The sequence below is a fragment of the Terrabacter sp. AAH1 genome, assembly GCF_054456855.1.
Map to the genome: position 1 here is coordinate 131293 of NZ_JBTJJV010000008.1, position 24548 is coordinate 155840.

Below are 24548 nucleotides of genomic sequence, written 5' to 3' on the forward strand. Positions count from 1 at the left end.
TCAGCGGTCGGTCGGCTTCTGGCCGGGGTCGTCGTGGTCGACGAAGGGACGCACCTCGACGGGCAGCCCCGTCGCCCCCGCGATGCGCTCGGCCCACCCGAGCACCGCGTCGTAGTCGTCGCACCGCACGATCGTAAAGCCGCCCAGGTGCTCCTTGGCCTCGGCGAAGGGGCCGTCGGTGAGCACCGGGTCCGCCACCGCGTCGGGCTTGCGGATCGTCGTGGCGCTCGCCTGGTCACCGAGGCCGCCGGCGAACACCCAGGCGCCCGCGGCCCGGATGTCGGCGTTGACCACCTCGAGGTCGGCCATGACGCGGCTGAGGTCGAGGTCCTCGGGCGGCGGGCCGTCGGGCGAGAACAGGCTGATCAGGTAGGTCTTCATGGTCGTCTCCTCCTGCCGGGCGAGCCGGCCGGTCGTGGTGGCCGAGGGCGCGCCCTGTGCGCTCCCTCCACCGACTACACGAACGCGGCCGGTCCCGATCGACATCGTCGACACGTCGGCGCGTGACGGTCCTTCAGCCGCGGGGGCGCTGCTCGACGAGGCCCACGAGGTTGCCCTCGGAGTCGACGACGAAGGCCATCCACTCGTCGGTGCCCGCCGGCCCCAGCGTGTCGTCCTCGTGGCCGAAGATGACGTGCGGCTCGCTGCGCACCTCGACGCCGGCGGCGCGGAGCCGCTCGATGGTCGCCCCGAGGTCGTCGACGCCGAGGTAGTGCAGGGCGCTCGGTGCGCCGATGTCGAGCAGGAGCCGGACGCCACCGACGTCGAAGAAGACGAGGCCCGGCGGGTCGTAGGTCGCGAGCGGCTCGGCGCCGAGCAGGTCGGAGTAGAAGGCGGACGCACGCGCGAGGTCCTCGGCGTGCTGGGCGATCTGGACGAGTGCCATGCCCCGACGGTAGCCCCGCTGCGGCTCGCTGACCGGGGCAACGCTCAGCGACGTGGGTCCCGCTCAGTGGCGCCGCAGTGATGCGCTGTCACTGAGCGGGTCCGGCGGCACCGAGCCTCGCGGGTCGACACAATGGGCCCATGACCGATCACCGGCCCGTGGACACCTGGCTCACCGACATGGACGGCGTGCTCGTCCACGAGGAGGACGCGATCCCGGGCGCCTCCGACTTCATCGAGGCGCTCAAGGCCTCCGGCAAGCGCTTCCTGGTGCTCACCAACAACTCGATCTTCACCCCACGCGACCTGCGCGCCCGCCTGCTGGCCAGCGGCATCGACGTGCCGGAGGACGCCATCTGGACCTCCGCCCTGGCGACCGCGCAGTTCCTCGCCGACCAGCGACCCGGCGGCACGGCATACGTCGTCGGCGAGGCCGGCATCCTGACGGCGATGCACGACGTCGGCTACGTCATGACCGACCGCAACCCCGACTACGTGGTGCTCGGCGAGACGCGCACCTACTCGTTCGAGTCCATCACCCGAGCGATCCGCTTGATCGACAACGGCGCCCGCTTCATCGCGACCAACCCCGACCCGAGCGGCCCGAGCCCCGCGGGACTGCTGCCGGCCACGGGCTCGGTCGCGGCGCTCATCAGCACGGCGACCGGCCGCCAGCCGTACTACATCGGCAAGCCCAACCCGCTCATGATGCGCAGCGCCCTCAACCGGCTCGACGCCCATTCCGAGACGACGATCATGGTCGGCGACCGCATGGACACCGACATCATCTCGGGCCTGGAAGCGGGCCTGCGCAGCGTGCTCGTGCTCACCGGCTCGACGTCACGCGCCCAGATCGAGAACTTTCCCTACCGGCCCACCCGGGTCGTGGACTCCGTCGCGGACCTCGTCCGCTTCGTCGGCCACGAACCCGGGGGTACCGAGTGAAGCCCGAGTGAGACCCGAGTAGGACCCGTCAGGGCAGGTAGTACGTCGGGTTCGGCAGCTTGACCGCACGGTCGGCGCTGCCGCCGATGAGGTCGCTGAACTGGTCGCCGAAGTTCGCGACGACGTCGTAGCCGAGGTCGCGCTCGATGTGCGCGCGCGTCGTCGACTTGTACTCGATCGTCGTGCACGTCGGGTAGGCCTTGCAGTGGCCCTGCATGTAGGCGGGCGGGGTCTCGGAGCTCTTCCACTTCGTGAAGTAGAGGTCGCTCGTGAACTGCGGGTAGCCCTGCTCGTGCAGGTTGGCGAGGGTCGCGACCTTCTGACCCGTGTTGCGGCCCGTGAGTCCGATGACCGTGCAGCCGGAGTCGGCGACCGCCTTGACGAGAGAGGGCATTCCGGGCGTCGCGGGGAAGCGCTTGTTCTGCACCCAGTAGTCCTGGCGGGTCGGGTTGAAGACGAACTTCATGTCCGCGACCTCCATGTCGTAGGTCCACAGGGTCGTGTCGTCGGCGTCGAAGACGACGGCCGGCTTCGTGCCCTTGCGGGCACCCTGGCGGCACTCGCTCTCGAGCCGCTGGGTGTTGCGCTGCTCGAGGGCGGCGAGCTCGGCGATGTAGGGCGAGGAGGTGCGGTTCGCGAGGCCGGTGCCGGGGTCGCCGTAGTAGGTGGCGATCGTCTTCTTCACCGAGTCGATGTTGGGGATGCCCTCCCCGCTCTCGGTGCGGCCGCTGGAGCCGTCGGGCGCCATCGTGAACGCCGTGCGCGGCGCGAGCTCGGGCTCGTCGACCCCCGGGAGGTTCGGCGACGGCAGGTAGTACGTCGGGTTGGGCAGCTTGACCGACGCGTCGGCGTAGCCGCCCTGCAGGTCGCTCCACTGGTCGCCGACGTTGAGCACGATGTCGTAGCCGAGGTCCTGCTCGATGTGCTTGCGGGTGCCGGCCTTGTACTCCACCGTCGTGCACTTGGCCGTCGCGCACGTGATGTACGCAGGAGGCGTCGAGCCCGCCCACTTGGTGAAGTAGGTGTCGGGGGTGAAGGCGTTGTAGCCGACGTCCTTGAGGTTGCCGATCGTCGCGTCCTTCTGGGCGGCGCCGCGGCCGGTGAGGCCGAAGACGGTGAAGCCCATCGCCTGCGCGTCGTTGACGAGCGAGACCATCGACGGCGTGGCCGGGAAGAGCTTGTTCTGGACCCAGTGGTCCTGGCGCACGGGGTCGAAGACGAACTTCATGTCCGCGACCTCCATGTCGTAGGTCCACAGCGTCGTGTCGTCGGCGTCGAAGACGATGGCCGGCTTCTTGCCCATCGCGGCGGCGGCGTCGTACTTCGCCTGCAGGCCCGCGCGGACGCTGCTCGTGAGGTGCTGCATCTCGGTGATGTACGGCGAGGCCGTGCGGTTGGCGAGGCCCGTGCCGGGGTCGCCGTAGTAGGCGGCGATGGTCTTCTTGACCGAGTCGATGTTGGGAATGCCGGCACCCCCCTCGGTGGCACCGCTCGAGCCGTCGGGCGCCATGACGAACTCGGTGCGGGGGGTCAGGGTCTGGTCGTGACGGCCGCCGGAGTCTCCGTGGGCCAGGGCCGGTGCGGCGCTGCCGACGATTAGCGAGCCGACGATCGAGCCGGCTGCTGCGAGGGCGAGGCCCGCGGTGCGGGGGGTGGGACGCCTCATGGGTCACCTCAAGGTGCTCGGTGCGGGGTGGGCCGCTCGACCGTAGTGCGACCACCGGCCCCGTAGGGGTTTCGGGCAGGCTCGAGTTCCCGTTCCCATGCAACCGGCATGGTTTTCCCAGACTTCACTCAGGAACGGCGCCCGAAGATCCGGGTCCACCACGACGGGCCGTTCTGCCGCGCCGCGGCTGCGGCCGCCTGGCGCTCCTCGCGCACGCGTCGCTGCTGCGCCTCCCGCTCCTCGCGCAGCGGCCGCCAGCGCTCGACCATCTCGTCGACGTCGAGCGTCTTGGCCAGCAGCGGCGGCAGGTTGCCCACGACCGGACGGAGCCGGTCGGCGAGGACGCGCCTGTTGTAGTCCTCGATGATCTCGCGCACCTGAGCCTCGGTGCGCACGTCGGCGAGGGACTCGGGGTAGCCGGCGGCCTCCTTGCGCAAGGCGAGCGGCCCGGGCAGCGCAGCGCCGAGGTCGAGCTGCTCGCGCTCGGTGAAACGCTTGAGCCACCAGTCCGGGTCGCCCGCGTCGCTGAGGTCGAGCGGCTTGCCCGCGCCCGGCAGGTTGTCGAAGTCGCCACGCTCCTGGGCCTCGCGGATCTGCTTCTCCACGGGGCTCTCCCAGTTCGGCTGGCCGGCCATGCCCACCACGCTAACCGACGGGCCCGCGCTCCCGCCGGTCGCGGCGAGCGCCGACACCGGCGATGACGACGCACACGACGAGTCCGATGAGCAGGAGCACCGGAGCAGCGAGCATCCCGAGCAGCACCACGGCGTCGGCGGGCGCCAGCGAGCACCCGAAGCCGATGCCCTCGCAGCCACCGCCCGCGACGTGGGTCGGGAGCGTGAGGTGGAGGACGACGACGAGCAGCAGGGGCAACCCCCACAGCAGGCCCAGCGCGACGGCATACGGACGGAAGGGGTGCCGGCTCATGGCCACACCCTTCGTCGCGTCACCCCGTGCGGCAACGGCACGCGTACTCAGCGCGTCTCACAGCTCCTTGCGGAAGTGCACGTCCGAGGCGTCGGGGGTGGGCACGCCCTGCCAGCGGAAGATCTCTCGGTAGCCCTGCTTCTCGTAGAAGCCGGGCGCCTGGAAGGTGAACGAGGTGACGAAGACGTGCGTGCACCCACGAGCCCTGGCCTCGGCCTCGAACTCGGCGAGCAGCCGCTCCCCCAGGCCCTGTCCACGCATGTCGGCCCGCACCCACGTCATGCCGATGCCCGCCGCGACGCCCCACGTCCAGCCGCTGACGCCCGCGGCCAGCTGACCGTCGCTGTCGGTGAGGCGCACGGTGAGCTCTCGCGCAGCAGGGGTGCCGACGGTCGCCGCGGCGTTGACGACGTCGAGCTCGTCGGAGAGCCGCTGGTCGAGCTCGGCGTCGGCTTCGCCGACGACCGAGGAGTACGCGTCGGGCTGGGTCTCGGTCATGACGGGCGATCCTGCCACGGCCCTCTCAGAGGCGCCCGATGACCTCGTCGAGCATCGCCTCGGTGAGCTTGCCGGTGAAGGTGTTCTGCTGGCTCACGTGGTAGCTGCCGACGAGCCGCACCGGCCGACCGGACCCGGTCACGAGCAGCGCCTCCGCCCCGTGACCGAACCGCGGCTTGGGCACCGGCACCGCCCAGCCGCGACGCCGGGCCGCGCCGAGCGCCGCGTCCCACCCGATCGAGCCGAGTGCGAGCAGCGAGCGCAGCCGCGGCTCCGACAGCTCGAGGTCGCGATCGAGCCACGGCGCGCACGTCGCCTTCTCCTCGGTCGTCGGCTTGTTGGCCGGCGGCGCGCAGCGCACGGTCGCGACGATGCGCAGGCCGGTCAGCGTCAGCCCGTCGCCCGACGACACCGACGTCGGCTGGCTCGCGTAGCCGGCGCGGTGGAGCGCGGCGTACAGCCAGTCGCCCGAGCGGTCGCCGGTGAACATCCGCCCGGTCCGGTTGGTGCCGTTGGCCGCCGGAGCGAGCCCGACGACGAGCACCTCCGCGTCGGGGTCGCCGAACGACGGGCCCGGGCGTCCCCAGTACGGCTGGTCGGCGAACGCGGCCCGGCGGCCGCTCACGGCGACCGACTCACGCCACGCGACGAGGCGGGGGCAGGCGCGGCACACGCTGACCCGCGCATCCAGCTCGCGTATGCCGTCCGCCTGGCTCGCGAGGCGCCGCACCTGCGCCGCGGTGGTCGCGACGGGCGTGTCCCCCGTCGCCGGGTCGCCGGGCCAACCGGTGCCCGGCGGCACGGGTGAGCGGAAGAGCCCACCCGTGACCGGGTGCTGTGCCGGGTCCGGCATGTCGGCGCTCATGCGCCAACGGTAGGCGTCCCGAGGTCGTTCAGGGTTGCTCAGGGCTTGGTCTTGATCGGCGTGCCGGCGGGGTCGAGCACCCACCAGACGCCCTGCACCGCCTGACCGCTGACGTCGCCCGCCTTGGCGTCCTTGAACCAGTAGTAGAGCGGCCAGCCGTCGAGGGTGAGCTGCTTCTTGCCGTCGGGGGTGTCGATCGCGGCCACCTTGCCCGTGACACCGGTGAGCTTCGGTTCCGAGGCACCCATCATCGCCGGGGGCCACGCGGTCAGGCACTTGCCCTCGCAGGCGCTCTTCGTCGCGCCCTTCGTGTCCTTGTCGAACATGTAGAGGGTCATGCCGTCGCTGTCGGTGACGATGGTGCCGAGCGACGAGCTGGCCGTCTTGAGCTCCGTCACGTCGGGGTGCACCATCGCAGCCGGAGCGCTCGACGACGCCGAGGACGAGGACGAGGACGACGCCGCAGCCGGCGAGGACGCGGCCGGGGTCGACGTGTCGGGTGTCGACGAGCCGCAGGCCGCCGAGAGAAGAAGGACCGTGCCGGCGAGGGCCGCGGTGCTGATGGATCGGGCTCGCATCATGTTGACCTCCTCGAGGGGGACGCCGGACGTGACGTCCGAACGCGAAAACGCCTGTTCTCGTGAGACGGTTCACCTGAAGGCCACGTGAACGGTTCACGGTGTCCGGACGTCCTTGACTGAGGCAGGCGACAGGACACCGTGGGCGCCGCGAGAGGAGGTGGGGTGACGTGCCGCTCGACGAGGAGGCGGTGGCGGAGATCTACCGCGAGCACGGCCCCATGCTGCGCCGCGTCGTCTGGCGGGCGACGAACGACGCGAACCGCGTCGAGGACATCGTGCAGGAGGTGATCCTGCGGGTGTGGAAGCAGGCCCCCCAGGCCGACAACCTCCGCGCCTACCTCATCACCACGGCCCGGCACCTCATCGTCGACCAGCACCGCGCCGCGGGCCGCCGCCCGCAAGAAGCCACCCTCACCGAGATCGCCGAGCGCGACTCGGCCCTCGACCAGGCCCTCGACCAGGTGCTCGTCGAGGAGGCCCTCGGCCGGCTCCAGGACAACCACCGCGACGTCGTACGGTGCCTCTACTACCAACGACTGTCCGTCGCCGAGGCATCGCTCCGGCTCGGCGTGCCGGAGGGCACCGTCAAGTCCCGGGCCTACTACGCCGTGCGCAACCTGCGCGTCATCCTCGACGAGATGGGAGTGACGAGATGACCACCGGACCAGACGACCTGCACGTGCTGCTCGGCGCGTACGTGCTCGGTGGCCTGTCCGACGACGACCACCGCGCCTACAGCGAGCACCTGCGCACGTGCACCCAGTGCCAGGCCGAGCTGGGCCAGGTCTCCGGCCTGCCGCGACTGCTCGACCTCGCGGGGCCCGAGGGTGGCCTGCACCTCGTCGCACCCCCGCCCGGCGCCCCGATCCCGCTCATGAAGGAGCCCGACGACGAACGCGTGTCCACCCTGCTCACCGAGGTCGGCCGGCGGCGGCGCCGGCGCCGCACCCTCGCCTCGGTGCTCGGTGCGGCCGCCGCGGTCGCCCTCTTCGCCGGTGGCGCCTGGCTCGGCCCGTCGATCCTGCGGGCCACGACCCCCGAACCGCCGACGACCCACGTCACGGCATCCGCACCGGGAAGTGCGGCCTCGGTCGACGTCGCCCTCGTGACCCGCGGGTGGGGCACGCAGCTCGACCTCGAGTGCTCAGGCCTGCCCACCGACAGTCCCCTGACCCTGTGGGTCGTCGACAACTACGGCAAGGAGTACGCCGCCGCCTCGTGGCGCGCGGGCGGCTCGGGCTACACGAAGCTCACCGGCTCGACGTCGGTGCCCACCTACGAGATCAAGTCGGTCGAGGTGCGCACCAGCATGGGCAAGGTCGTGGCGTCGGCACGCACCTGACGGCACCCGGCGGCACGGACGCATACGGCGGCATACGGCGGCATACGGCGGCACGCTCGAGGGCCCGGCTCGCGACTGATCAGGTCTGCGAATCCGGGCCCTGGTGGCGGTTAACGTACCTCAACGGGCCAGCCGCCCAAGCGTTTCGGGCTGGTGCGGGGCCTCCCCCGAGTTCCCCTCTGGCCCCGCACCCATCCCCTGTCAGACAGAGACGTGGGCGCGGGGCTTGATACACCCGCAACGGCGCAAACCGGTCAGAGTGCGGCGGGCAGCCTCGCGCTCGGCGGCGTCACCGAGACCTTGCGCCCGTCGAAGGTGACCTCGCTCAGCCACATGGTGCGCCCGGGCACGTCCGAGCCGATCGCGGCGGGGTCCCAGGCGTGGTAGACCATCAGCACCCGGCCGTCCTTCTCGACCAGGGCGCAGTGACCCGGCCCGGCGGCGACGTCGGTGCTCGTGAGCACCGGCTCGGGGTCCTTGGCGAAGGGCCCGGTGGGCGACGCCGCGGTCGCGTGCCCGACGGCGTACTTGTCGCTGCCGTAGTCGTTGGCCGAGTAGAAGAGGTGGAAGACGCCGTCGCGTTCCCACACGAAGGGCGCTTCGACGAGGTTGCCCTCCCACGGAAGGTCCTGTCGGATCAGGCGTTTCGGCTGGCCCTCGAGCTTCAGCCCGTCGGCGGAGAGACGCTGCACCGAGATCCACGTGTCGACGCCGACGGCGTTGCCGTCGTTCTTCCAGTAGAGGTATGCCGTGCCGTCCTTCGCGACGAAGGGCGACGCGTCGATCGACCCGCCCTGGTCCTTCTCGCAGACGAGAGGGCCGGGGCTGGTGTCGCGGTAGGGACCCTTGGGGTCGTCGGCGACGGCGACGCCGACGCACTGGATCGCGGGGTCGGGCGCCATGGTCGTGTAGTACATGACCCAGCGGTCGCCGAAGCGGTGCGCCTCGGGCGCCCACACCTTGCCCTTCGTCGTCCAGGCGGGCAGCTGCGGGAGGGCGTCGGCGCCCTGGGTCCACGTGACGAGGTCGTCGGAGGTGAGGGTCTGGACGTTCATCCCGTTGCCGTTCGTGGCGATGGCCACCCAGGCGTCGCCGTCGGGGAGGATCTGCGGATCGGGGAAGTTGCTCGGCCAGACGGGGTTCGTCGCTGTGCCCGTGGCGCTGCTGGCAGGTGTGGTCACGGTGTCTCCGGTGGTGGTGGTGGGCGTGCCGCCTCCGCAGCCGCCGAGGAGGGCGGCAGCGAGGGCGGCAGCCACGAGGGATGCGGTCGGGGTGCGGGCCCGGGCGCGGCTCATCCTGCTCCGGGGTCGGTGGGCCACGTCGACGCGTAGAAGCGCAGGTGGTCGACGTGCGCGGTGACGGCCGGCGAGGCCCCTCCGTGGGCGACGAGACCGATGCGCGGGGACGTGCCCGGGCGGAAGGTCCACGTCGCGCCCCACGTCCAGGTGACGCCGTCGCGGCTGGTGCCGGCGCGGTAGAGGTGCTCGCCGGTGGCCGTGCGGTGGTGCGCGAGCCGCAGCCACAGCGTCGGGGCGGAGGTGCCGACGATGGCGCCGCCGTAGCTCGTGCGGCCGTCGGGGTTCGCCGGGTCGGCGGCGGTCTCACGGCCGAACTCGGTCTGGCGCGTGTTCCAGATCGCGACGTTGGAGAGACGGGCGAAGTCGTCGTCGTTCTCGTAGGCCACGATGCCGACCTGCTGGTAGTTGCGCACCGTGTCGGTGCCGACGTCGAGGCGGGTCTTCGCCTCGGCGATCCAGTCGCCGTCACCGGGGGTGTCGTGGAGCAGCACCCCGGCGTCGTTGCCGCCGCCGACGAGGTCCTTGCCCTCGACGGGCCAGTTGAGGCTGCCGTCCGAGACGGTCACCGCCGGGTTGCGGCGCACCCAGGTGAAGCCGGCGAGCGTCAGGTCGTCGAACTCCTCGGCAGTGAGGAGCGCCCCGGCCTGCGGCACGGGAGCGAGGGCCGCTGCGTCACGGGCGGCCGCGTTGACGACGACGTTGTCGACCCGGGCGTCGCTGCTGCTCAGGCGAACCGGCGCCGAGCGAGGATCGACCGCGCCGTCGACGTGCACGCGAGACGTCACGTCGGCGAGGTCGCTCTCGGAGACCTCGGCCGTGACGCCCTCGGCGGTCGCCTCGACGGTGAGGGTGCGCCATGCGCCTGGGGCGGCAGCGGGCAGCGCGGCCGTCGACGAGCGCACCACGCCCCCGTCGTCGACCTGTGCCGTGAGCCGGCGGCCGGCGGGGTCGAGCGTCACCTTGACCGCAGGGTCGCGGCCGACGAGGACGCGCAGGGGCGCGGTGCCCTGGTGGTCGAGCCGCACGTGCAGTGACCCCGCTGGGGCCGGCTCGACGGTGGAGGCCCTGCCGCGGACGACGGCCGTGGCGCCACCGACCGGGTCGGACGGGCCCGCGGCGAGCCCGCTGAAGCCGCTCGCTGCCGGGTCGGTCGGCGTGATCCCCAGCGCCGAGTCGAGCGACGGGGCCGGCTGGGGCGTGTCGGACGGGCCGGCGCCGGCGCGGGTGCGCGGCCAGCCGTCGACCCAGTCGAGCCGGTCGAGCAGCATCGGCCGGCGGTTGATGCCGAACGGGGCGGTCAACCAGGGCCGGTTCCGGTCGATGGCGTGGTACGCGATGAAGTCACGGCCCTCGGAGTCGGTGACGACGGCGTGGTGGCCGGCGCCGACGAAGCGGTTGCCGTTCTGGGTCAGCACGATCGTGCCGCCGACGCGTGACGTGAGCAGCGACGTCCCTTCCGCGTCGACGAAGGGGCCGAGGGGCGAGCGGGCGCGGCCCGCGAAGACGGAGTAGCCGGTCGTCGGACCCGCGCAGCAGTTCGCGGCCGAGCCCATGAGGTAGTACCAGTCGCCGTGGCGCACGACGAACGAGCCCTCGTAGCGGTTGTCGATGGCGACCTGGGTGGCCGGCCCGACCGGGGTCAGGCCGTCGGCCGACATCTTCGTGGCCCACAGGCCACCGAAGTAGCTGCCGTAGTAGAGGTAGCGCTGGCCGTCGACGTCGGTGAAGCCGGCCGGGTCGAAGGTCCAGAGGAACCCGCCACCCGGCGCCGGCCGTGGTGGGACGGCCGGCGCGGGGGCGGGGGTCCAGGGCCCCGACGGCGTCGGAGCGGTGGCGGCGCCGATCGCGGAGTCGTCGCCGGGGTTCAGCGTCGTGTCGGTGACGGTGAAGTAGAGGACGTAGCGCCCTGCGACGTAACGGATGTCGGGCGCCCAGAGGCCCGCGGTCGCCGTGGCCCACGCTGGCCGGTTGGCGGAGGTGAAGACAGTGCCGAGGTACTCCCAGCTCGACCAGTCCTTCGTGCGCGCCATGTGCATGGCGCCGGGGGCGTCGCCGGCCCTGAGCGGGTCGGACGTGGCGTACGCGTACCACCAGCCGTCGCGCCCGCGGATGACCGACGGGTCGGCGAACGTGTCGGAGAACGAGTCGGAGACGGCGTTCTCGTATGCCGTGTCGCGGGCCTCCGCGGCCACCACCGACCCGCTGGCGGGTGCCACGCTCACCACTCCGGCGGTGACGAGCGCTGCAGCGGCGCAGGCGATCCCGCGCCTGACGGTCGTGCGGGACAAGCGTGCCACGGTGGCCTCCTCAGCCCTTGACGCCGCTGCTCGCGACGCCCTCGATGACGTAGCGCTGCACGAAGACGTAGAGCGCCAGGACGGGGATCGCGGCCAGCATCGCGCCGGCCATGACGACGGGGTAGTCGATGGAATAGGCACCCTGCAGGCGGCTGAGTCCCGCAGGCAGAGTGAGGCGCTCGGGTGAGAAGAGCACGTAGATGGGCCAGATGAAGTCGTTCCAGTTGTTGAGGTAGCTGAGCACGCCGAGGGTCACCAGGGCGGGTTTGGCGTTGGGCAGCACGATCGACCACCACGTGCGGAACGGACCCGCCCCGTCCAGGCGGGCACTCTCCTCGAGCTCCTTCGGCATCCCCATGAAGAACTGCCGCATGAAGAAGACGCCGAACGCACCGGCCGCACCGGGCACGACGAGCGCCCAGATCTGGTCGAGCCAGCCGAGCTTGTCGAGGATGAGGAAGTTCGGCATGAGGAAGATGAAGCCGGGGAGAAACAGCGTGAGGATGATGACCGTGAAGATGACGTTCTTGCCGCGGAACTCCATGCGCGCCAAGGCGTAGCCCGCGAGCGAGCAGACGACGAGCACGAGCAGCGCCTGCAGCGTGGCCGCCATGAGGGAATTGAGGAACCAGCGGGCCACCGGGCTTGCCGCGTCCTGGAAGAAGAGCACGTCGAAGGCCCGCAGGCTCGGCTCCGAAGGGAAGTACGTCGGCGGGACGGTGCGCGACTCGCTCTGGGACTTGAAGGCCGTGAGCAGCACGAGCAGCAGCGGCCCGATGAAGACGAGCGAGAGCAGCCCCATGCCCACCCAGAAGAGGGGCCCGTTGCGGCGCTTCATGACTTCTTCTCCCTCAGCAACCAGAAGTTGACGAGCGCGATGAGGGCGAGGCACACCGCAAGCACGTAGCTCATCGCGGAGGCTTGGCCCATCCGGTACTGCGACAGGCCGAGGTCGGCGATCTCCATGATGGCCGTGCGGGTCGAGTCGCCCGGCCCGCCCTTGGTGATGAGGTAGCTCTGCCCGAACATGTTCGCGCTGGCGAGTACCGTCGTGACGACGATGAAGATGAGCACTGGCCGCAGCCCCGGGATGGTGATGTAGCGCAGCTTCTGCCACGCGGTCGCACCGTCGATGTCGGCGGCCTCGTAGTGCTCGGCCGGGATGTCGGCGAGCCCGGCGAGGTAGATGACGGCGTTGAAGCCGATGGTCCACCAGATCGTCACGGCCGCGAGCGAGATCCACGCCCAGGGCTGCTCCGTCGTCCACGCGGTGTCGCTCGGCAGGCCCAGCGCGCCGAGCAGCCCGTTGACCATGCCGAACGACGGGTCGAGCAGGTAGCGCCACATGAGGCCGACGACGGCGACCCCGAGGACGAACGGCGCGAAGAACACGGCGCGGAAGAACGTGCGGCCCGGGAACTTGCGGTTGAGCACGATCGCGAGCAGCAGCGGCAGCGTCACGAGGAACGGCACGCTGATGAGCACGAAGATCCCGGTCGCCTTCATGCCGTTCCAGAACGGCTGGAACTGCGGTGCCCCGCTGTCGAGCAGGTCGGTGTAGTTCTGGGCGCCGACGAACGGCTTGTTCGGCAGCAGGAAGTCCCAGTCGTGCAGGGAGATCCAGATGCCGAGCAGGGCCGGCACAGCGACGAACGTGATGAAGAGGACGAGGAACGGGGCGAGGAAGAGGTAGGGGGTCCACCCCGAGCCATGGATGCCGGACCGGGCTCCCCGGGAGCGCCGCCCACCCGGCGTGGGTGGCGCTCCCGACGAGGGTCTGGTGGGCTGTGCCGTCGTCACAGCCATGACGTCAGCCGCCGTACTTCTTCGCGTTGGCCTCGAGGATCTTCGTGGCACGTCCGGCGGCGTCGGAGAGCACCTTCTTGGGGTCCTGCCCGCCGAGGACGGCCTGGTTCAGGGCCTTCTCGAACTCCGGGATCGCGTCGCCGATACCAGCGACCGCCGGCGGGAAGTGCAGGTAGTCGATCTGGGTGGCCAAGGTCTCCTGGTCCTTGAGCGCCTTGAACTCGGCCGACTCGCGCACCGAGTTGCGGGCCGGCACCTGACCGCCCTTGGCCCACTCGAGGCTCTTCTGGCTGATCCAGTTGAGGAAGACGCGCGCGGCGGTCTGCTTGTTCTCGTCGGGCGTGCGCGAGGTGGGCAGGATGAACTGGTGCGAGCCGGCCCAGGCCGCCTTGGTGCCACCGATGTTGGGCAGCGGCGCGACGCCCCAGTCGAGCCCGGACTTCTCCTTGAGGGTGTTGATCGTCCAGATGCCGTTCCAGTTGAAGGCGGTCTTGCCGTTCTGAAGGGCGATGATGTCGGCGTCCTGGGCGATCTTGCCCTGCGAGTAGCCCTTGGTGACGAGGTCCTGGAACCAGGTGAGCGCCTTGACGCCGGGGTCGTCGGCCCAGAGGACCTGCTTGGCGTCCTCGGAGAAGAGGTTGCCGCCGAACTGCCAGATGAGCGACTGCACCGACATGCTGCCGGTGAAGGGGAAGGGCGTCGCCCAGTGCCCCTGGATGCCCTTGGACTTCAGCTGCTCCAGCGCAGCCATGTAGTCGTCCGCGGTCATCGGCGGCTTCTCGGGGTCGAGGCCGCCCTTCTCCATGACGGTCTTGTTGTAGAAGAAGCCGAGCGGGTGCACGTCGAGGGGGATGGAGTAGCGCTTGCCGTTGTAGATGCCGGCCTTCCACGGCACCGGGGCGAAGTCGCTCTCGCTGAGCTTGAGCGCCGAGGCGACGTCGTCGAGCGGCTGGATGACGTTGCGCGCGGCGTTCGTCGCGACCGAGTCGACGTGCATGATGCCGATGTCGGGGCCCTTGCCCGCGGTGACGGCGGCGGGCAGCTTCGCGTAGTAGTCAGCCCACTGCATCGTGTTCATGCTCACCGCGATGTTCGGGTGCTCGGAGTTGAACTGGTCGACGAGTCGCTTCATGAAGGGCCCGTCTCCGCCGGTGAAGCCGTTCCAGAACTGGAGCGCGACCTTCGGGCCGGAGTAGCCGGTCGCGCCGCCACCGGCGGAGACGGCGGGAGCCTGGCCGGGCACGCCGCTGGAGCCGGAGCCGCAGGCGGCCAGGCCTGCGAGGCCGGCGAGGCCGAAGGCGCCGGAGAGGATCGTGCGACGCGTGACGGGGTTGGGGGTCAGGGGGCTGTGGGGCTGGGTGTTCGTCATCGAACGGTCCCTTCGGTGAGTCGGATGCAGTGCCAGGAGGTGGGCGGCAGGGTTGCGGTGAGGGTGGGCCCGTCTACCGACGCGTCCCCCGGACGCGGCGTCACACGGTCAGGGTTCGCCTCGGTGTTCGTCGCCGAGGTGTCGTCGTCGTGGAGCGCGAGGTGCTCCACGAGGGTGTATGCCGTCGGGCCGGCGCCCACGGCGTCCGCGACGTCGAGCACGAGCTCGGCCGCCTCGGTGCGGCTGCGGTTGACCACGAAGACGGCGAGGTCGCCGGTGTCGGGGTCGTGGGTGGCCGTGACGACGACCTGGTCGACGGGCCCGTAGGCCGACGTGTCGATCGTGTCGCAGGCGACGGCGGGGCGCAGCACGGTGCCGCGGGCGTGCTGGGCGGTCAGGGCGAAGGGGTGGAAGATCGTCTGCCGCCAGGCGCCACCCCCGGGGCGTGTGGCGATGGGGGCGATGACGTTGACGAGCTGTGCCTGGCAGGCCATCGCGACGCGGTCGGTGTGTTGGAGCAGGGTGATGAGCAGACTCCCGACGACGACCGCGTCGGTGACGTCGTAGACGTCCTCGATGAGCTCGGGCGCCTCGCGGATCTCGAGGGAGTTCTCGCCGTGGAAACGCTCCTGGAACCACACGTTCCACTCGTCGAACGAGACGGTGATCCGCTTGTCGGACCCCTTGACGGCGGCGACGTGGTCGGCGGTGGCCACGACCGACTCGATGAAGCGGTGCATGTCCTCGCCGCTGGCGAGGAAGGAGTCGACGTCGCCGTCGACGGGCTCGTAGTACGCGTGCGCCGAGATGTGGTCGACGAGGTCGAAGCAGCGCTCGAGCACGACGCGCTCCCACGTGCCGAACGTCGGCATGCCGCGGTTCGACGAGCCGCAGGCGACGAGCTCGAGACCCGGGTCGACGCGGCGCATGGCCCGGGCGGTCTCCTCGGCGACGCGGGCGTACTCCTCGGCGGTCTTGTGACCCATCTGCCACGGACCGTCCATCTCGTTGCCGAGGCACCACACGCGTACGTCGTGGGGCTCGTGGTGCCCGTGCTTGGCCCGGAGGTCGGGCCACGACGTGCCGGTCTCGGCGTTGCAGTAGAGCAGCAGGTCGATGGCCTCCTGCACGCCGCGGGTGCCGAGGTTGACGGCCATCATCGGCTCGACACCCACCCCGCGGGCCCAGTCGACGAAGTCGTCGGTGCCGACCTGGTTCGTCTCGACCGACCGCCAGGCCAGGTCAAGCTGGGTGGGGCGGTCGGCCTTGGGGCCGATGCCGTCCTCCCAGCGGTAGTTCGACACGAAGTTGCCGCCCGGGTAGCGGACGGTGGTCACGCCGAGCTCGCGCACCAGGGCGGCGACGTCCGAGCGGAAGCCCAGCTCGTCGGCCTCGGGGTGACCGGGCTCGTAGATGCCGGTGTAGACGCACCGGCCCATGTGCTCGACGAAGGACCCGAAGGTCCTCGGCCGCACCGGCCCCACCGTGAACGCGGGGTCCAGCCGCACTGTCGCTCGTCCCATCCGGTCCTCCTTGACCGTCGGAGTGGGCACACCGTTCTTACAACGGTTACCCACTTGCGTGTGGTCTGAAAATTACAACGGTTACCGAAACCTGTCCAGAGGTGTTCCGAACCGGTTCGAAGATGGCTCGGACCGTCGGGTGCGGGCGCTAGCCTGTTCCTCGGTCGGGCTTTCCCCGGCTGGATCGTCGAGCGTCGACGGCGAGTGTCGAACAGGAGGCGCGGGTGGCCGCACGGCTTCGTGACGTCGCAGAGCGCGCCGGCGTCTCCGTCAAGACCGCCTCGAACGTGCTCAACAACCACCCGCACGTCAAGGCCAGCACGCGTGAGCGGGTCGAGGCCGCCATGGCCGAGCTGCATTACCGGCCCAACCTCTCGGCACGCAGCCTCAAGCACGGGCGGGCGGGCTTCCTCGCCCTGGCCGTCCCGGCGATGGACTCCCCCTACTTCGCCGAGCTCGCCGCGCGCATCACCGAGGAGGCCGCTGCCCTCGGCTTCATCGTGCTGCTCGACGTGACCGGAGGCGATGCCGACGCCGAGCGTGTCGTGCTCGAGGGCATGCGCTCGCACGTCATCGACGGCGTGATCTTCTCGCCGCTGGCCCTCTCGGCCGACGAGATCAGCCGGCGGGCCGACAGCCTGCCCATGGTGCTGCTCGGTGAGCGGCCCGTCCCCACCGGCTTCGACCACATCGCCGTCGACTCGGTCGCGGCAGCGCGTGCCGCCACGGAACACCTTGTCTCACAGGGGCGCCGCCGCATCGCTGCCATCGGCCGCGAGACCGTGAAGGGCACGGCCTCCGAGCGACTGCGCGGCTACCGGCAGGCGCTGCGCGCCGCAGACCTCCCCTACGACAAGAGCCTCGTCGTCGAGGTGCCCCACTTCGAGCGCGCCGACGGGCACGCCGCGATGCGGCACCTGCTCGAGCTGCCCGAGCCGCCCGACGCGGTCTTCTGCTTCAACGACCTCATGGCGATCGGGGCCCTGCGGGCCTGCGTCGAGTCCGGGGTCGCGGTGCCCGACGACGTCGCGGTCGTGGGCTTCGACGACATCGCCGAGACCCGCTACTCCAACCCCACCGTCTCGACCATCTCCCCCGACCTCACGGGGCTGGCCCGGTCCGCGCTCGAGATGCTCGCGCGCCGCATCGACGGCTACACCGGCGCCGCCGAGGAGATCCCCGTCGCCTGGACCCTCGAGGCGCGCGAGACGACCCTCGGGGTGCCCCGTCGCCGACGCCGCCGGGCGCCGAGCGCCTGACCGACAGGTCCTAGTCGCGCCGACGCGCGCGCACCACGACGTCGTGCATGGCGCTCCCGTGCGCGGCGGACCTCGTGTGCTCCGAGGCGGTCTGCACGTCCCACTCGCCGGGGTCGAGACGCTCCGTGATGTCGGCGAGCGTCACCGTGGCGTGCTCGGGCGGGTCGTCGGTCGAGGTGGTTCCGTGGCCGTGACCGCCCTCCCGGTGCAGGTGCCCGACGACGAGCAGCGAGCCACCCGGTGCGACCCAGGCGGCGACGCGGTCGTAGAAGTCGAGCTGCGGCATCGTCGGGTGCGCGTAGTGCGTCGTCACCAGGTCGTACTGCCGGTCGGGCGTCCACGTCGTGAGGTCCGCCTCGACCCAGTCGACCCGACCCCCGGCGTCGCCGGCGTCGCCGTCGCCATCGTCGACTCCTCCGAGTGCCGCGGCCCGCGCGAGCGCCTCGCGCGAGATGTCGACGGCCGTGACGTGCCAGCCCCGCCCGGCGAGCCAGCGCGCCTCACCGCCCTCGCCGCAGCCGGCATCGAGCGCCGTGCCCGGCGTCAGGCCCCCGACCTCACGGACGAGGTGGGGGTTCGGCGCGGACGCCTCCCCCTGACTCCCCTGCCAGTGCTGCTCCCAGTACGCCCTGTCGAACTCACTGCAGTCTGTGTCGCCGCTGTCGGTGTCGCCGCTGCCGGGTGCGCCGCTCATCGCGCCACCCCGACGAGGTATGCCGTGAGCTCCCTCGGGTGCGACAGCGCGACCAGGTGGCCGCCGGGGACGAGGTCGAGGTCGACGCCCAGCCGCTCCCGGGCCACCCGCCGCTGCAGGTCGACCGGGAAGAAGCGGTCGCCCTCGCCCGCGACGGCGTGGATCGGCACGTCCGGCCACCGCACGAAATCGCAGGGGGTCTCGAACGCCCGGTCGACCTCCGGACGCTGGTGCTCCTCTCCGGACGCCGCGACCTCGGGATCGACGTCGTGGAGGAAGTAGGTGTCGAGGTCGAACTCCTCCGGATAGCCCCTGTCGCGCGCGGCCGCGACCCGCGCCGCCTCCGAGCCGACCGCGTCCCACCACGCGCCGGCGGTCTCACCCGGCACCGGGACCATCGCGTTCAGCAGGACGACGGCCGACACCGGCCGCCGCTCCGCGACCAGCGGCACGGTGAAGCCGCCCATCGACTGCCCGACGAGCACCACGTCGTCACGTCCGTCGACCGCGCTGAGGACGCGGGCGGCATACTCGGGCAGCCCCTCGGCGGGGTCGTCACCGGGCAGGTCGACGGCGACGGCCTCGTGTCCGGCCTGCTCGAGCAGCGGCGCGACGCGATGCCAGTACCAGGCGGCGCCGCCGGCACCGGGGACGAGCGCGTACGTGGTCACCCGCCCCACGCTAGCCCTCGACGGCACTCTCGACTGGGCGCCGGGCGCGTGCGAAGGTGGCCGCATGGCCGACGACGTCTCCGTCCAGCACCACATCAAGTCGCTCATCGACGAGGAGCACCAGCTGCGCTCGGCGCTGCAGGCCGGCTCGATCAGCGTCGACGAGGAGCATGCCCGGCTGCGCAGTCTCGAGGTCGAGCTCGACCAGTGCTGGGACCTGCTGCGCCAGCGCCGGGCCAAGCGCGAGTTCGGCGAAGACCCGGACACCGCCGAGGTGCGGTCCGAGCGCACCGTCGAGGGCTACACGGGCTGACGCCCGCACGACCGACGCACCGGCGCAGGCACGACGAGGCCCCGGTCGCGGTGGGTAGCGACCGGGGCTCGCCGGGCACTCGGGGTGCGAGGGGGTCACACCCTGGGGGGAGTGAGTGCCTGCCTGGGGACCTCCCGTTCGGGAGGGGTCTCAGATGGTCAGGCCGTGGCCGAACGGGAGCAGCGGGTCGTCGTAGCCGGGCACGTCCTCGCCGTGGGCCCGCACCTGGTCCATCGACCGGGGCAGGTCGAAGGGAAGCCGCCCGACCGGCGCGATGGTGCCCGTGACCGCGTCGAGCAGCGCGTCGTCGCTGCTGCCGTAGCTGCCGACGACGGCCGACGCGATGCGCAGCAGCGGCGTCACGACCGCGGGCCGGTCGAGCACGACGTCGACGACGAGCGGGCACACCGCCGCGATGCGCTCGAGCCTTGCGATGAGCCCCGGCGGGAAGTCGAGCGACCCCTGGTGGAACCACGACTCGAGGAAGAGGTCCGAGCGCGGGTCGAAGGGCGCCGTCAGCCGCACCACGGCGACGTCGGCGTCCTCCGGGCGGTCGACGAGCTTCCCGTGCTTGACGACCGCCTCGGGCGACACACGCTCGGCGTAGATGCGCAGCCCCTGCTCGAGCGGCAGCCGGCCGTCCTCGTTGTGCAGCACGGTCACCGAACGGGCCTGCGCGGCATACCCCTCGTCGCGGAAGTCCTGGCGACCGACGGTCTCAGCGGCAGCGTCCTCGTCGACGTAGGGGTCGTCGAACAGGCCGAGCCGGAACTTCACGGCGAGGATCCGGCGCGCCGACTCGTCGACTCGGGCCTCGGTGACGCGCCCCTGCGCGACGAGGTCGAGCAGGATGTCGACGCACTCCTCGCCACCGAACTGGTCGGCGCCGGCCTCGAGGATGAGCTCCATGCGACCGTGCGGGTCGAGGTGCTCGACCCCCCACGCGCGGGCCGGGAGCACCTGGTCGCCGACGTGGTTGTCGTTGACCAGCTCCCAGTCGGTGACGACGACACCGTCGTAGCCGAGCTTCTCGCGGAGCAGGCCGGTCACGACCTGCTTGTTGTAGCCGAAGCCGATCGGCTCGATCGGCTCGCCGTCGACCTCGAGGTCGATGGGCATGCCGTAGTAGGGCATGATCCCGGCCGTGCCCGCCTCGATGATCGGCGGGAACGGCTTGAGGTGGTCGTCGAAGCGGCCACCGGGATAGACCTGCTCGCGCCCGTAGGGGAAGTGCGCGTCCTCGCCGTCCTTCTGCGGGCCGCCACCGGGGAAGTGCTTGCTCGTGCACGCGACGCTGTCCGAGCCGAGCGAATCCCCTTGGAAACCCTTGAGATACGCGACGCCTAGCTCGGTGACGAGGTCGGGGTCCTGGCCGAACGTGCCGGCCTGGCGCGCCCAGCGCGGCTCGGTCGCGAGGTCGAGCGTGGGGTGCAGGGCCGCGCGGATGCCGACCGCGACGTACTCCTGGCGCGCGACGTCGGCGAAACGGCATACGGCCTCGGGGTCACGCAGGGCCGCGAGCCCGAGCGGCTCGGGCCACTGCGAGAACGCACCTGCCGAGAACGAGACGCCCACGTTCTCGATGAACGCGTGCCGCGGGTCGGTCGACACCGTCACGGGTATGCCGTGCGGTGTGCGCTCGGCGAGCGCCTGGAGCTGGTTGCTCCAGCGCGCCGCCATGCGGGGGTCGTCGAGCGCGTGGACGTTGAAGTGGCTCAGGTGCTTCTCGAGCACCACGGTGCTCGTCGGCGACTTGCTGATGTTGCCGGGGTGTTCGAGCAGCGAGCCGTCGGCGCCGGCTTCGATGACCGTCTGGAACATCAGGCCGACCTTCTCCTCGAGGGAGAGCCGCCCGAGCAGGTCCTCGACCCGCGACTCGACGTCGAGCCGAGGGTCCTCGTAGGGATCCATCCGGCCGTTGCCGTTGAGGTCGCGGTACTCCACTCCGTCGTCCGTGGTGCTGAGCTCGGGGCGCACGGGTGCCGCCTTTCGTAGTGGGTCTCTCGTCCTGGCGTGGGCCGGTCAGCCGACCGGGCTCGCGCCGAACTCCTCGATGCCGATGACCGGCTGCAGCGCGTTGCGGACCGCCGGGGTGGAGAACGCGCGGCGGATCACGTTGTCGCCCAGCACGTTTCCGGCTGCGCCCATGATCATCGCCTGGTCGAGGGAGAGGTAGCGCCGCGCGACCGTGCCGGACTTCACCGCGATGGCGTCGAAGAAGCCGCCCCGCCCGTAGGAGTCGAAGTCGGCCTGGATGGCGGCGAGGTTCGTGAAGGCCTCGCCGGGCTCGTGCTGCATGGCCAGGAACGACGCGTGCGGCGTCACGACGCCGTCGCCGTACGTCGGGTTCGGGTTCGTCGCCGCCCGGCACGTGCCGAAGCCGGGGTCGTAGTTGGTGCTCTCCTGGTCGGACATGTAGCCGGTGGGGTTGAGCCCGAGCGCGTCGACGCCGTACTCGCGGTAGCCGCCGGCCGGGTTGCTCGACGGGCTGAAACCCCAGTAGCCGTAGCCGGCCTCGAGGAGGCCGTGCTCGCGCTGGGCCCGGACGTGCAGCACGTGGTTGCGGCCCCACGACCGCGGCGCCCAGGCTGCCTCGTCGACGAAGACGTCGGGCATGAGCTCCTCGAACATCGAGCCACCCCAGCCCGGGACGATGTGCATTCCGCGGTAGGTGTAGGCGCCCTCGTAGACGTCGATGCCGTAGTAGGTGCGGTTCTCGCCGACCGGCTGCATCTCGTGCCACGACCAGTCGCACGAGGCCGGGAAGGTGCGCCACATCGCGAAGTACTGCTTGGGCGGGATCTGGCCGGTGATGATCCCGAGGTAGCTCGTGATGCGGGTCTCGGACACCGTCGTGTCGTAGTGGTGCGTCGTGAGCCAGACGGGGTCGCCGCCGATGTGGGTGCCCTGGTAGGTGCCGCCGGGGCGCCCGTTCTCGTACGGGTAGAAGCCGCCGTGGATGAGGCCGCCGTTGCGCACCTGGTGGGCGGGGTCGCTGTTGTCGTTGTAGAAGGCGTCCCAGCGCATGCGGTCGAAGATCCGCTCGGCCCAGGGCCGGGCGGCCGCGTCGGACTGCTGGACCACGAGGAGGGCGGCGCCCAGCCAGCCGTTGTCGACGCTCGAGCAGAAGGGGACGACCTTGTCGCCCGAGCCGGGCCACGTGTGGAGCGTCGTGGCGGTGGCCTCGTCGTACCAGTTGAAGTACATGCCGCTCGGCGTGTGGTGCTCCATGCGCTCGACCGTCTTGAGGGTGCGCACCAGGCGGGCCGAGGCCTCGCCGCGGGTGATGATCCCGAGCTCACGGGCGACCACCGTCGACCACAGGTAGCCGCCGATGTTCGTCGGCGAGGTGTAGCCGGAGCGGTCACCGGCGGCGAGCGACTCGGGGATGTTGTCGGCCGGGAGCCCGGTCTTCGGGTCGGTCATCGCCACGAGGCTGCGCCACGTGTCGGCGGCCCACGTGTGCACGCGCCCCTTGTCGAGCGCGAGGGTGGGGGCGCTCCGGACGAACGCGGGGGCGCCGGCAGCGCGCGCGCTCGGGCTGGGGGCGAGGGCGAGGGCTGCGACCGAGGCCGCCCCGCCCACGAGCAACGAGCGGCGGCTCGGACGGGTGGCGGAGGTCTGCTTGGCGGGGAACTGCATGGGCGGTGCTCCGTTCAGTGGGTCGGACACTCGGGTCACTTGAGGCCGGTGGTGGCGATCCCCTCGATGAAGCGCTTCTGGAAGACGAGGAAGACCACGAGGATCGGGACGATGACGACCGTGGCGCCGGCGAGCAGCAGGCCGTAGTTGGTGCTGTTCTGGCCGGTCGAGTAGAGGGCGAGCGCGACGGGGAGCGTGTACTTGTCCTCCGACTGCGCCACGACGAGCGGCCACAGGAAGTTGTTCCAGCTGCCGAGGAAGGTGAGGATGCCGAGCGTTGCCAGCGCCGGCCCGCAGAGCGGCAGGATGATCTTCCAGAAGATCCGCAGCTCGCCCGCCCCGTCGACGCGGCCGGCGTCGAGCAGGTCCTTGGGCAGCCCCAGGATGAACTGGCGCATGAGGAAGACGCCGAACGGGCTGACGAGGAACGGCAGGAACAGACCGGGCAGCGAGTCGATGAGGCCGGCGTTCGCGACGAGCACGAAGAGCGGCACGAACGTGACGACACCCGGGATCATCAGCGTCGTCATGACGGCGACGAAGATGACGCGCTTGCCCTTGAAGTCGAGCATGGCGAGGGCGTAGCCGAGCATCGAGCAGAACACGAGGTTGCCGATGGTCACGACGACCGCGACGACGATCGAGTTGGTGAAGAACTGGCCGAAGCTCAGCTTGTCGAACAGCTGCGTGTAGTTGTCGAGCGAGGCGCTCTCGGGCAGCCAGGTCGGGGGCACCTGCCGCAGCTCGCCCTCGTTCTTGAAGCTGCCGAGCACCATCCAGATGAACGGCGCGATCACGGCCACGAGGGCGACGGTGAGGATGACGTAGAGCCACCACTTGCTGCCTTGGCTCGACCCGACCATGCCGAGACGCGGCTTGCTGTCGCGGCTCCGGGGACCGGACGGGCCGGACTGACCGGGCTTGCCGACAGGACGGGGTGCGGTGTCGACGGACATGGTCAGGTCCTCTCTCGGAGCAGCCGGAACTGGAGCGCCGTGACGATCGCGATGACGACGAAGATGAGGTAGCTCATCGCCGACGCGAGGCCGTAGTTGCCGAAGCCGAACTGCTGGTACGTGTAGTAGGACACCGTCATGGTGCTGTTGAGCGGGCCGCCCTTGGTCATGACGAAGGGCTCCTCGAACACCTGGAGGTAGCCGATCGAGGTGGTCACCATGACGAAGAGCATCGTCGGGCGCAGCAGCGGCAGCGTGACGTGCCGGAACCTCTTCCACGCGTTGGCGCCGTCGATGGCCGCCGCCTCGTGCAGCTCGGCCGGCACCGCCTGCAGGCCGGCGAGGAAGATGATCATCGCCGTGCCGAAGTTGCGCCACGCCGCCATGATGATGAGCGCCGGCATCGACCAGTCGGGGTCGCCGAGCCAGTTCGGGCCGCTGATGCCGACCCAGCCGAGCACGGTGTTGATGAGGCCGCCCGGGTCCTGCAACAGGAAACGCCACACGACGGCGACCGCGACGATCGAGGTGATGACCGGCAGGTAGAAGCCGAGCCGGAAGATCGCACGGAACCGGGTGATGCCCTTGTCGAGCGCGAGGGCCGCGGCCAGGGCGAGCACGAGCGTCAGCGGCACGCCGACGAGCACGAAGTACGCCGTGTTGGCAGCAGCCTTGCGGAAGATCGGGTCGGACAGCGCCTTGGCGAAGTTGTCGAAGCCGATGATGTTGACCGAGAAGGGCTTTCGCAGGTCGCGTGCCCTCGTGTCGGTGATGCTCATGAAGAGCGACTGGAGCACCGGCCAGGCCGTGAAGGCGAGGAAGAGCAGGCAGAAGGGGATCGCGAGGATCCAGGCCGCCCGGCCCTCCCGGGCGCGGGACGTTCCCCGGCGCTGGGCGCCTGCCTCCCCTGCCCCGCGGGGCGACCTGTCGTCAGGTCGCCCCGCGGTGGCTGCCGGGGCTGGCGTCACGGGCCCGGTGGGGGACCCGGTCGTGCCGGTCTGGGCGGTCATG

General features: G+C 71.0%; 25 protein-coding genes. 5 read left to right on the forward strand and 20 right to left on the reverse strand.

What is annotated here, in order from left to right; all coding sequences use genetic code 11:
- Together ACXR8F_RS13875 and ACXR8F_RS13880 are read right to left on the reverse strand one after the other, a co-directional pair.
- Positions 1-381, reverse strand: coding sequence for a YciI family protein (locus tag ACXR8F_RS13875; RefSeq protein WP_458801289.1), 381 nt, complete (start codon positions 379-381; stop codon positions 1-3).
- A gap of 133 nt (positions 382-514) precedes the next feature.
- Entirely contained in the window at positions 515-886 is a 372-nt protein-coding gene (locus ACXR8F_RS13880; RefSeq protein ID WP_458801291.1) for a VOC family protein, read from the reverse strand.
- Positions 887-1026: 140 nt separating this feature from the next.
- On the opposite strand from ACXR8F_RS13880, the gene ACXR8F_RS13885 reads away from it, so the two are divergent.
- Positions 1027-1830, forward strand: a complete 804-nt coding sequence (locus ACXR8F_RS13885) for an HAD-IIA family hydrolase (protein ID WP_458801292.1) — start codon at positions 1027-1029, stop codon at positions 1828-1830.
- 28 nt (positions 1831-1858) lie between these two features.
- Here ACXR8F_RS13885 and ACXR8F_RS13890 read toward each other — a convergent pair whose 3' ends face one another.
- From ACXR8F_RS13890 to ACXR8F_RS13915, 6 genes are all read right to left on the reverse strand, one after another.
- Complete coding sequence (locus ACXR8F_RS13890) at positions 1859-3496, reverse strand: HAD family acid phosphatase (RefSeq protein ID WP_458801294.1); 1638 nt, start codon at positions 3494-3496, stop codon at positions 1859-1861.
- A 128-nt stretch (positions 3497-3624) separates the two neighbouring features.
- Positions 3625-4131 (reverse strand): DnaJ family domain-containing protein, encoded by a 507-nt coding sequence (locus ACXR8F_RS13895; protein ID WP_458801296.1) that lies wholly within the window; start codon positions 4129-4131, stop codon positions 3625-3627.
- A 10-nt stretch (positions 4132-4141) separates the two neighbouring features.
- Complete coding sequence (locus tag ACXR8F_RS13900; protein ID WP_458801298.1) at positions 4142-4423, reverse strand: hypothetical protein; 282 nt, start codon at positions 4421-4423, stop codon at positions 4142-4144.
- Positions 4424-4480: 57 nt separating this feature from the next.
- Complete coding sequence (locus tag ACXR8F_RS13905; RefSeq protein WP_458801300.1) at positions 4481-4921, reverse strand: GNAT family N-acetyltransferase; 441 nt, start codon at positions 4919-4921, stop codon at positions 4481-4483.
- 25 nt (positions 4922-4946) lie between these two features.
- Entirely contained in the window at positions 4947-5786 is an 840-nt protein-coding gene (locus ACXR8F_RS13910) for a uracil-DNA glycosylase (RefSeq protein ID WP_458801302.1), read from the reverse strand.
- A 38-nt stretch (positions 5787-5824) separates the two neighbouring features.
- Entirely contained in the window at positions 5825-6367 is a 543-nt protein-coding gene (locus ACXR8F_RS13915; RefSeq protein ID WP_458801304.1) for a COG4315 family predicted lipoprotein, read from the reverse strand.
- A gap of 167 nt (positions 6368-6534) precedes the next feature.
- On the opposite strand from ACXR8F_RS13915, the gene ACXR8F_RS13920 reads away from it, so the two are divergent.
- Both ACXR8F_RS13920 and ACXR8F_RS13925 read left to right on the forward strand, forming a co-directional pair.
- Positions 6535-7023, forward strand: coding sequence for a sigma-70 family RNA polymerase sigma factor (locus tag ACXR8F_RS13920; protein ID WP_045191572.1), 489 nt, complete (start codon positions 6535-6537; stop codon positions 7021-7023).
- Positions 7020-7709: a zf-HC2 domain-containing protein gene (locus tag ACXR8F_RS13925; protein WP_052677355.1), complete on the forward strand. Its 690-nt coding sequence runs from the start codon at positions 7020-7022 to the stop codon at positions 7707-7709. Before ACXR8F_RS13920 ends, ACXR8F_RS13925 begins: the two co-directional genes overlap by 4 nt.
- Positions 7710-7963: 254 nt before the next feature.
- On the opposite strand, the gene ACXR8F_RS13930 is transcribed toward ACXR8F_RS13925, so the two are convergent.
- Genes ACXR8F_RS13930 through arfA form a run of 6 tightly spaced genes read right to left on the reverse strand, consistent with a single transcriptional unit; the run spans position 7964 to position 16002 of the window.
- Entirely contained in the window at positions 7964-9004 is a 1041-nt protein-coding gene (locus tag ACXR8F_RS13930; RefSeq protein ID WP_458801307.1) for a glycoside hydrolase family 43 protein, read from the reverse strand.
- Positions 9001-11304, reverse strand: coding sequence for a family 43 glycosylhydrolase (locus tag ACXR8F_RS13935; RefSeq protein WP_458801309.1), 2304 nt, complete (start codon positions 11302-11304; stop codon positions 9001-9003). The genes ACXR8F_RS13930 and ACXR8F_RS13935 overlap by 4 nt, the downstream gene beginning before the upstream one ends.
- A gap of 10 nt (positions 11305-11314) precedes the next feature.
- The gene (locus ACXR8F_RS13940) at positions 11315-12142 is read right to left on the reverse strand and encodes a carbohydrate ABC transporter permease (protein WP_052677354.1); all 828 of its coding nucleotides are present in this window, start codon (positions 12140-12142) and stop codon (positions 11315-11317) included.
- Positions 12139-13110 (reverse strand): carbohydrate ABC transporter permease, encoded by a 972-nt coding sequence (locus ACXR8F_RS13945; protein WP_458801311.1) that lies wholly within the window; start codon positions 13108-13110, stop codon positions 12139-12141. The genes ACXR8F_RS13940 and ACXR8F_RS13945 overlap by 4 nt, the downstream gene beginning before the upstream one ends.
- A 4-nt stretch (positions 13111-13114) precedes the next feature.
- A complete protein-coding gene (locus ACXR8F_RS13950) occupies positions 13115-14479 on the reverse strand; it encodes an ABC transporter substrate-binding protein (protein WP_045191568.1) in 1365 nt (454 codons plus the stop codon).
- Positions 14476-16002: an arabinosylfuranosidase ArfA gene (arfA, locus tag ACXR8F_RS13955; RefSeq protein ID WP_045191567.1), complete on the reverse strand. Its 1527-nt coding sequence runs from the start codon at positions 16000-16002 to the stop codon at positions 14476-14478. The genes ACXR8F_RS13950 and arfA overlap by 4 nt, the downstream gene beginning before the upstream one ends.
- A gap of 224 nt (positions 16003-16226) precedes the next feature.
- On the opposite strand from arfA, the gene ACXR8F_RS13960 reads away from it, so the two are divergent.
- Positions 16227-17261, forward strand: coding sequence for a LacI family DNA-binding transcriptional regulator (locus tag ACXR8F_RS13960; RefSeq protein WP_458801314.1), 1035 nt, complete (start codon positions 16227-16229; stop codon positions 17259-17261).
- Between the two features lie 10 nt (positions 17262-17271).
- Here ACXR8F_RS13960 and ACXR8F_RS13965 read toward each other — a convergent pair whose 3' ends face one another.
- Together ACXR8F_RS13965 and ACXR8F_RS13970 are read right to left on the reverse strand one after the other, a co-directional pair.
- Positions 17272-17955, reverse strand: a complete 684-nt coding sequence (locus ACXR8F_RS13965) for a class I SAM-dependent methyltransferase (protein ID WP_458801316.1) — start codon at positions 17953-17955, stop codon at positions 17272-17274.
- Positions 17952-18626 carry an alpha/beta fold hydrolase gene (locus ACXR8F_RS13970; RefSeq protein ID WP_458801318.1) on the reverse strand — a complete coding sequence of 225 codons (675 nt, stop codon included), beginning with the start codon at positions 18624-18626 and terminating at the stop codon, positions 17952-17954. The genes ACXR8F_RS13965 and ACXR8F_RS13970 overlap by 4 nt, the downstream gene beginning before the upstream one ends.
- Before the next feature lie 64 nt (positions 18627-18690).
- On the opposite strand from ACXR8F_RS13970, the gene ACXR8F_RS13975 reads away from it, so the two are divergent.
- Positions 18691-18939 carry a DUF2630 family protein gene (locus tag ACXR8F_RS13975; protein WP_045191583.1) on the forward strand — a complete coding sequence of 83 codons (249 nt, stop codon included), beginning with the start codon at positions 18691-18693 and terminating at the stop codon, positions 18937-18939.
- A 150-nt stretch (positions 18940-19089) separates the two neighbouring features.
- Here ACXR8F_RS13975 and ACXR8F_RS13980 read toward each other — a convergent pair whose 3' ends face one another.
- Genes ACXR8F_RS13980 through ACXR8F_RS13995 form a run of 4 tightly spaced genes read right to left on the reverse strand, consistent with a single transcriptional unit; the run spans position 19090 to position 24547 of the window.
- Entirely contained in the window at positions 19090-20916 is a 1827-nt protein-coding gene (locus ACXR8F_RS13980) for a glycoside hydrolase family 3 protein (RefSeq protein WP_458801320.1), read from the reverse strand.
- Between the two features lie 45 nt (positions 20917-20961).
- Positions 20962-22581, reverse strand: a complete 1620-nt coding sequence (locus ACXR8F_RS13985) for a glucoamylase family protein (RefSeq protein ID WP_458801322.1) — start codon at positions 22579-22581, stop codon at positions 20962-20964.
- A 35-nt stretch (positions 22582-22616) separates the two neighbouring features.
- The gene (locus ACXR8F_RS13990) at positions 22617-23537 is read right to left on the reverse strand and encodes a carbohydrate ABC transporter permease (protein ID WP_082080975.1); all 921 of its coding nucleotides are present in this window, start codon (positions 23535-23537) and stop codon (positions 22617-22619) included.
- Positions 23538-23539: 2 nt separating this feature from the next.
- Positions 23540-24547, reverse strand: a complete 1008-nt coding sequence (locus tag ACXR8F_RS13995) for a carbohydrate ABC transporter permease (RefSeq protein WP_458801324.1) — start codon at positions 24545-24547, stop codon at positions 23540-23542.
- Position 24548: the final 1 nt, after the last annotated feature.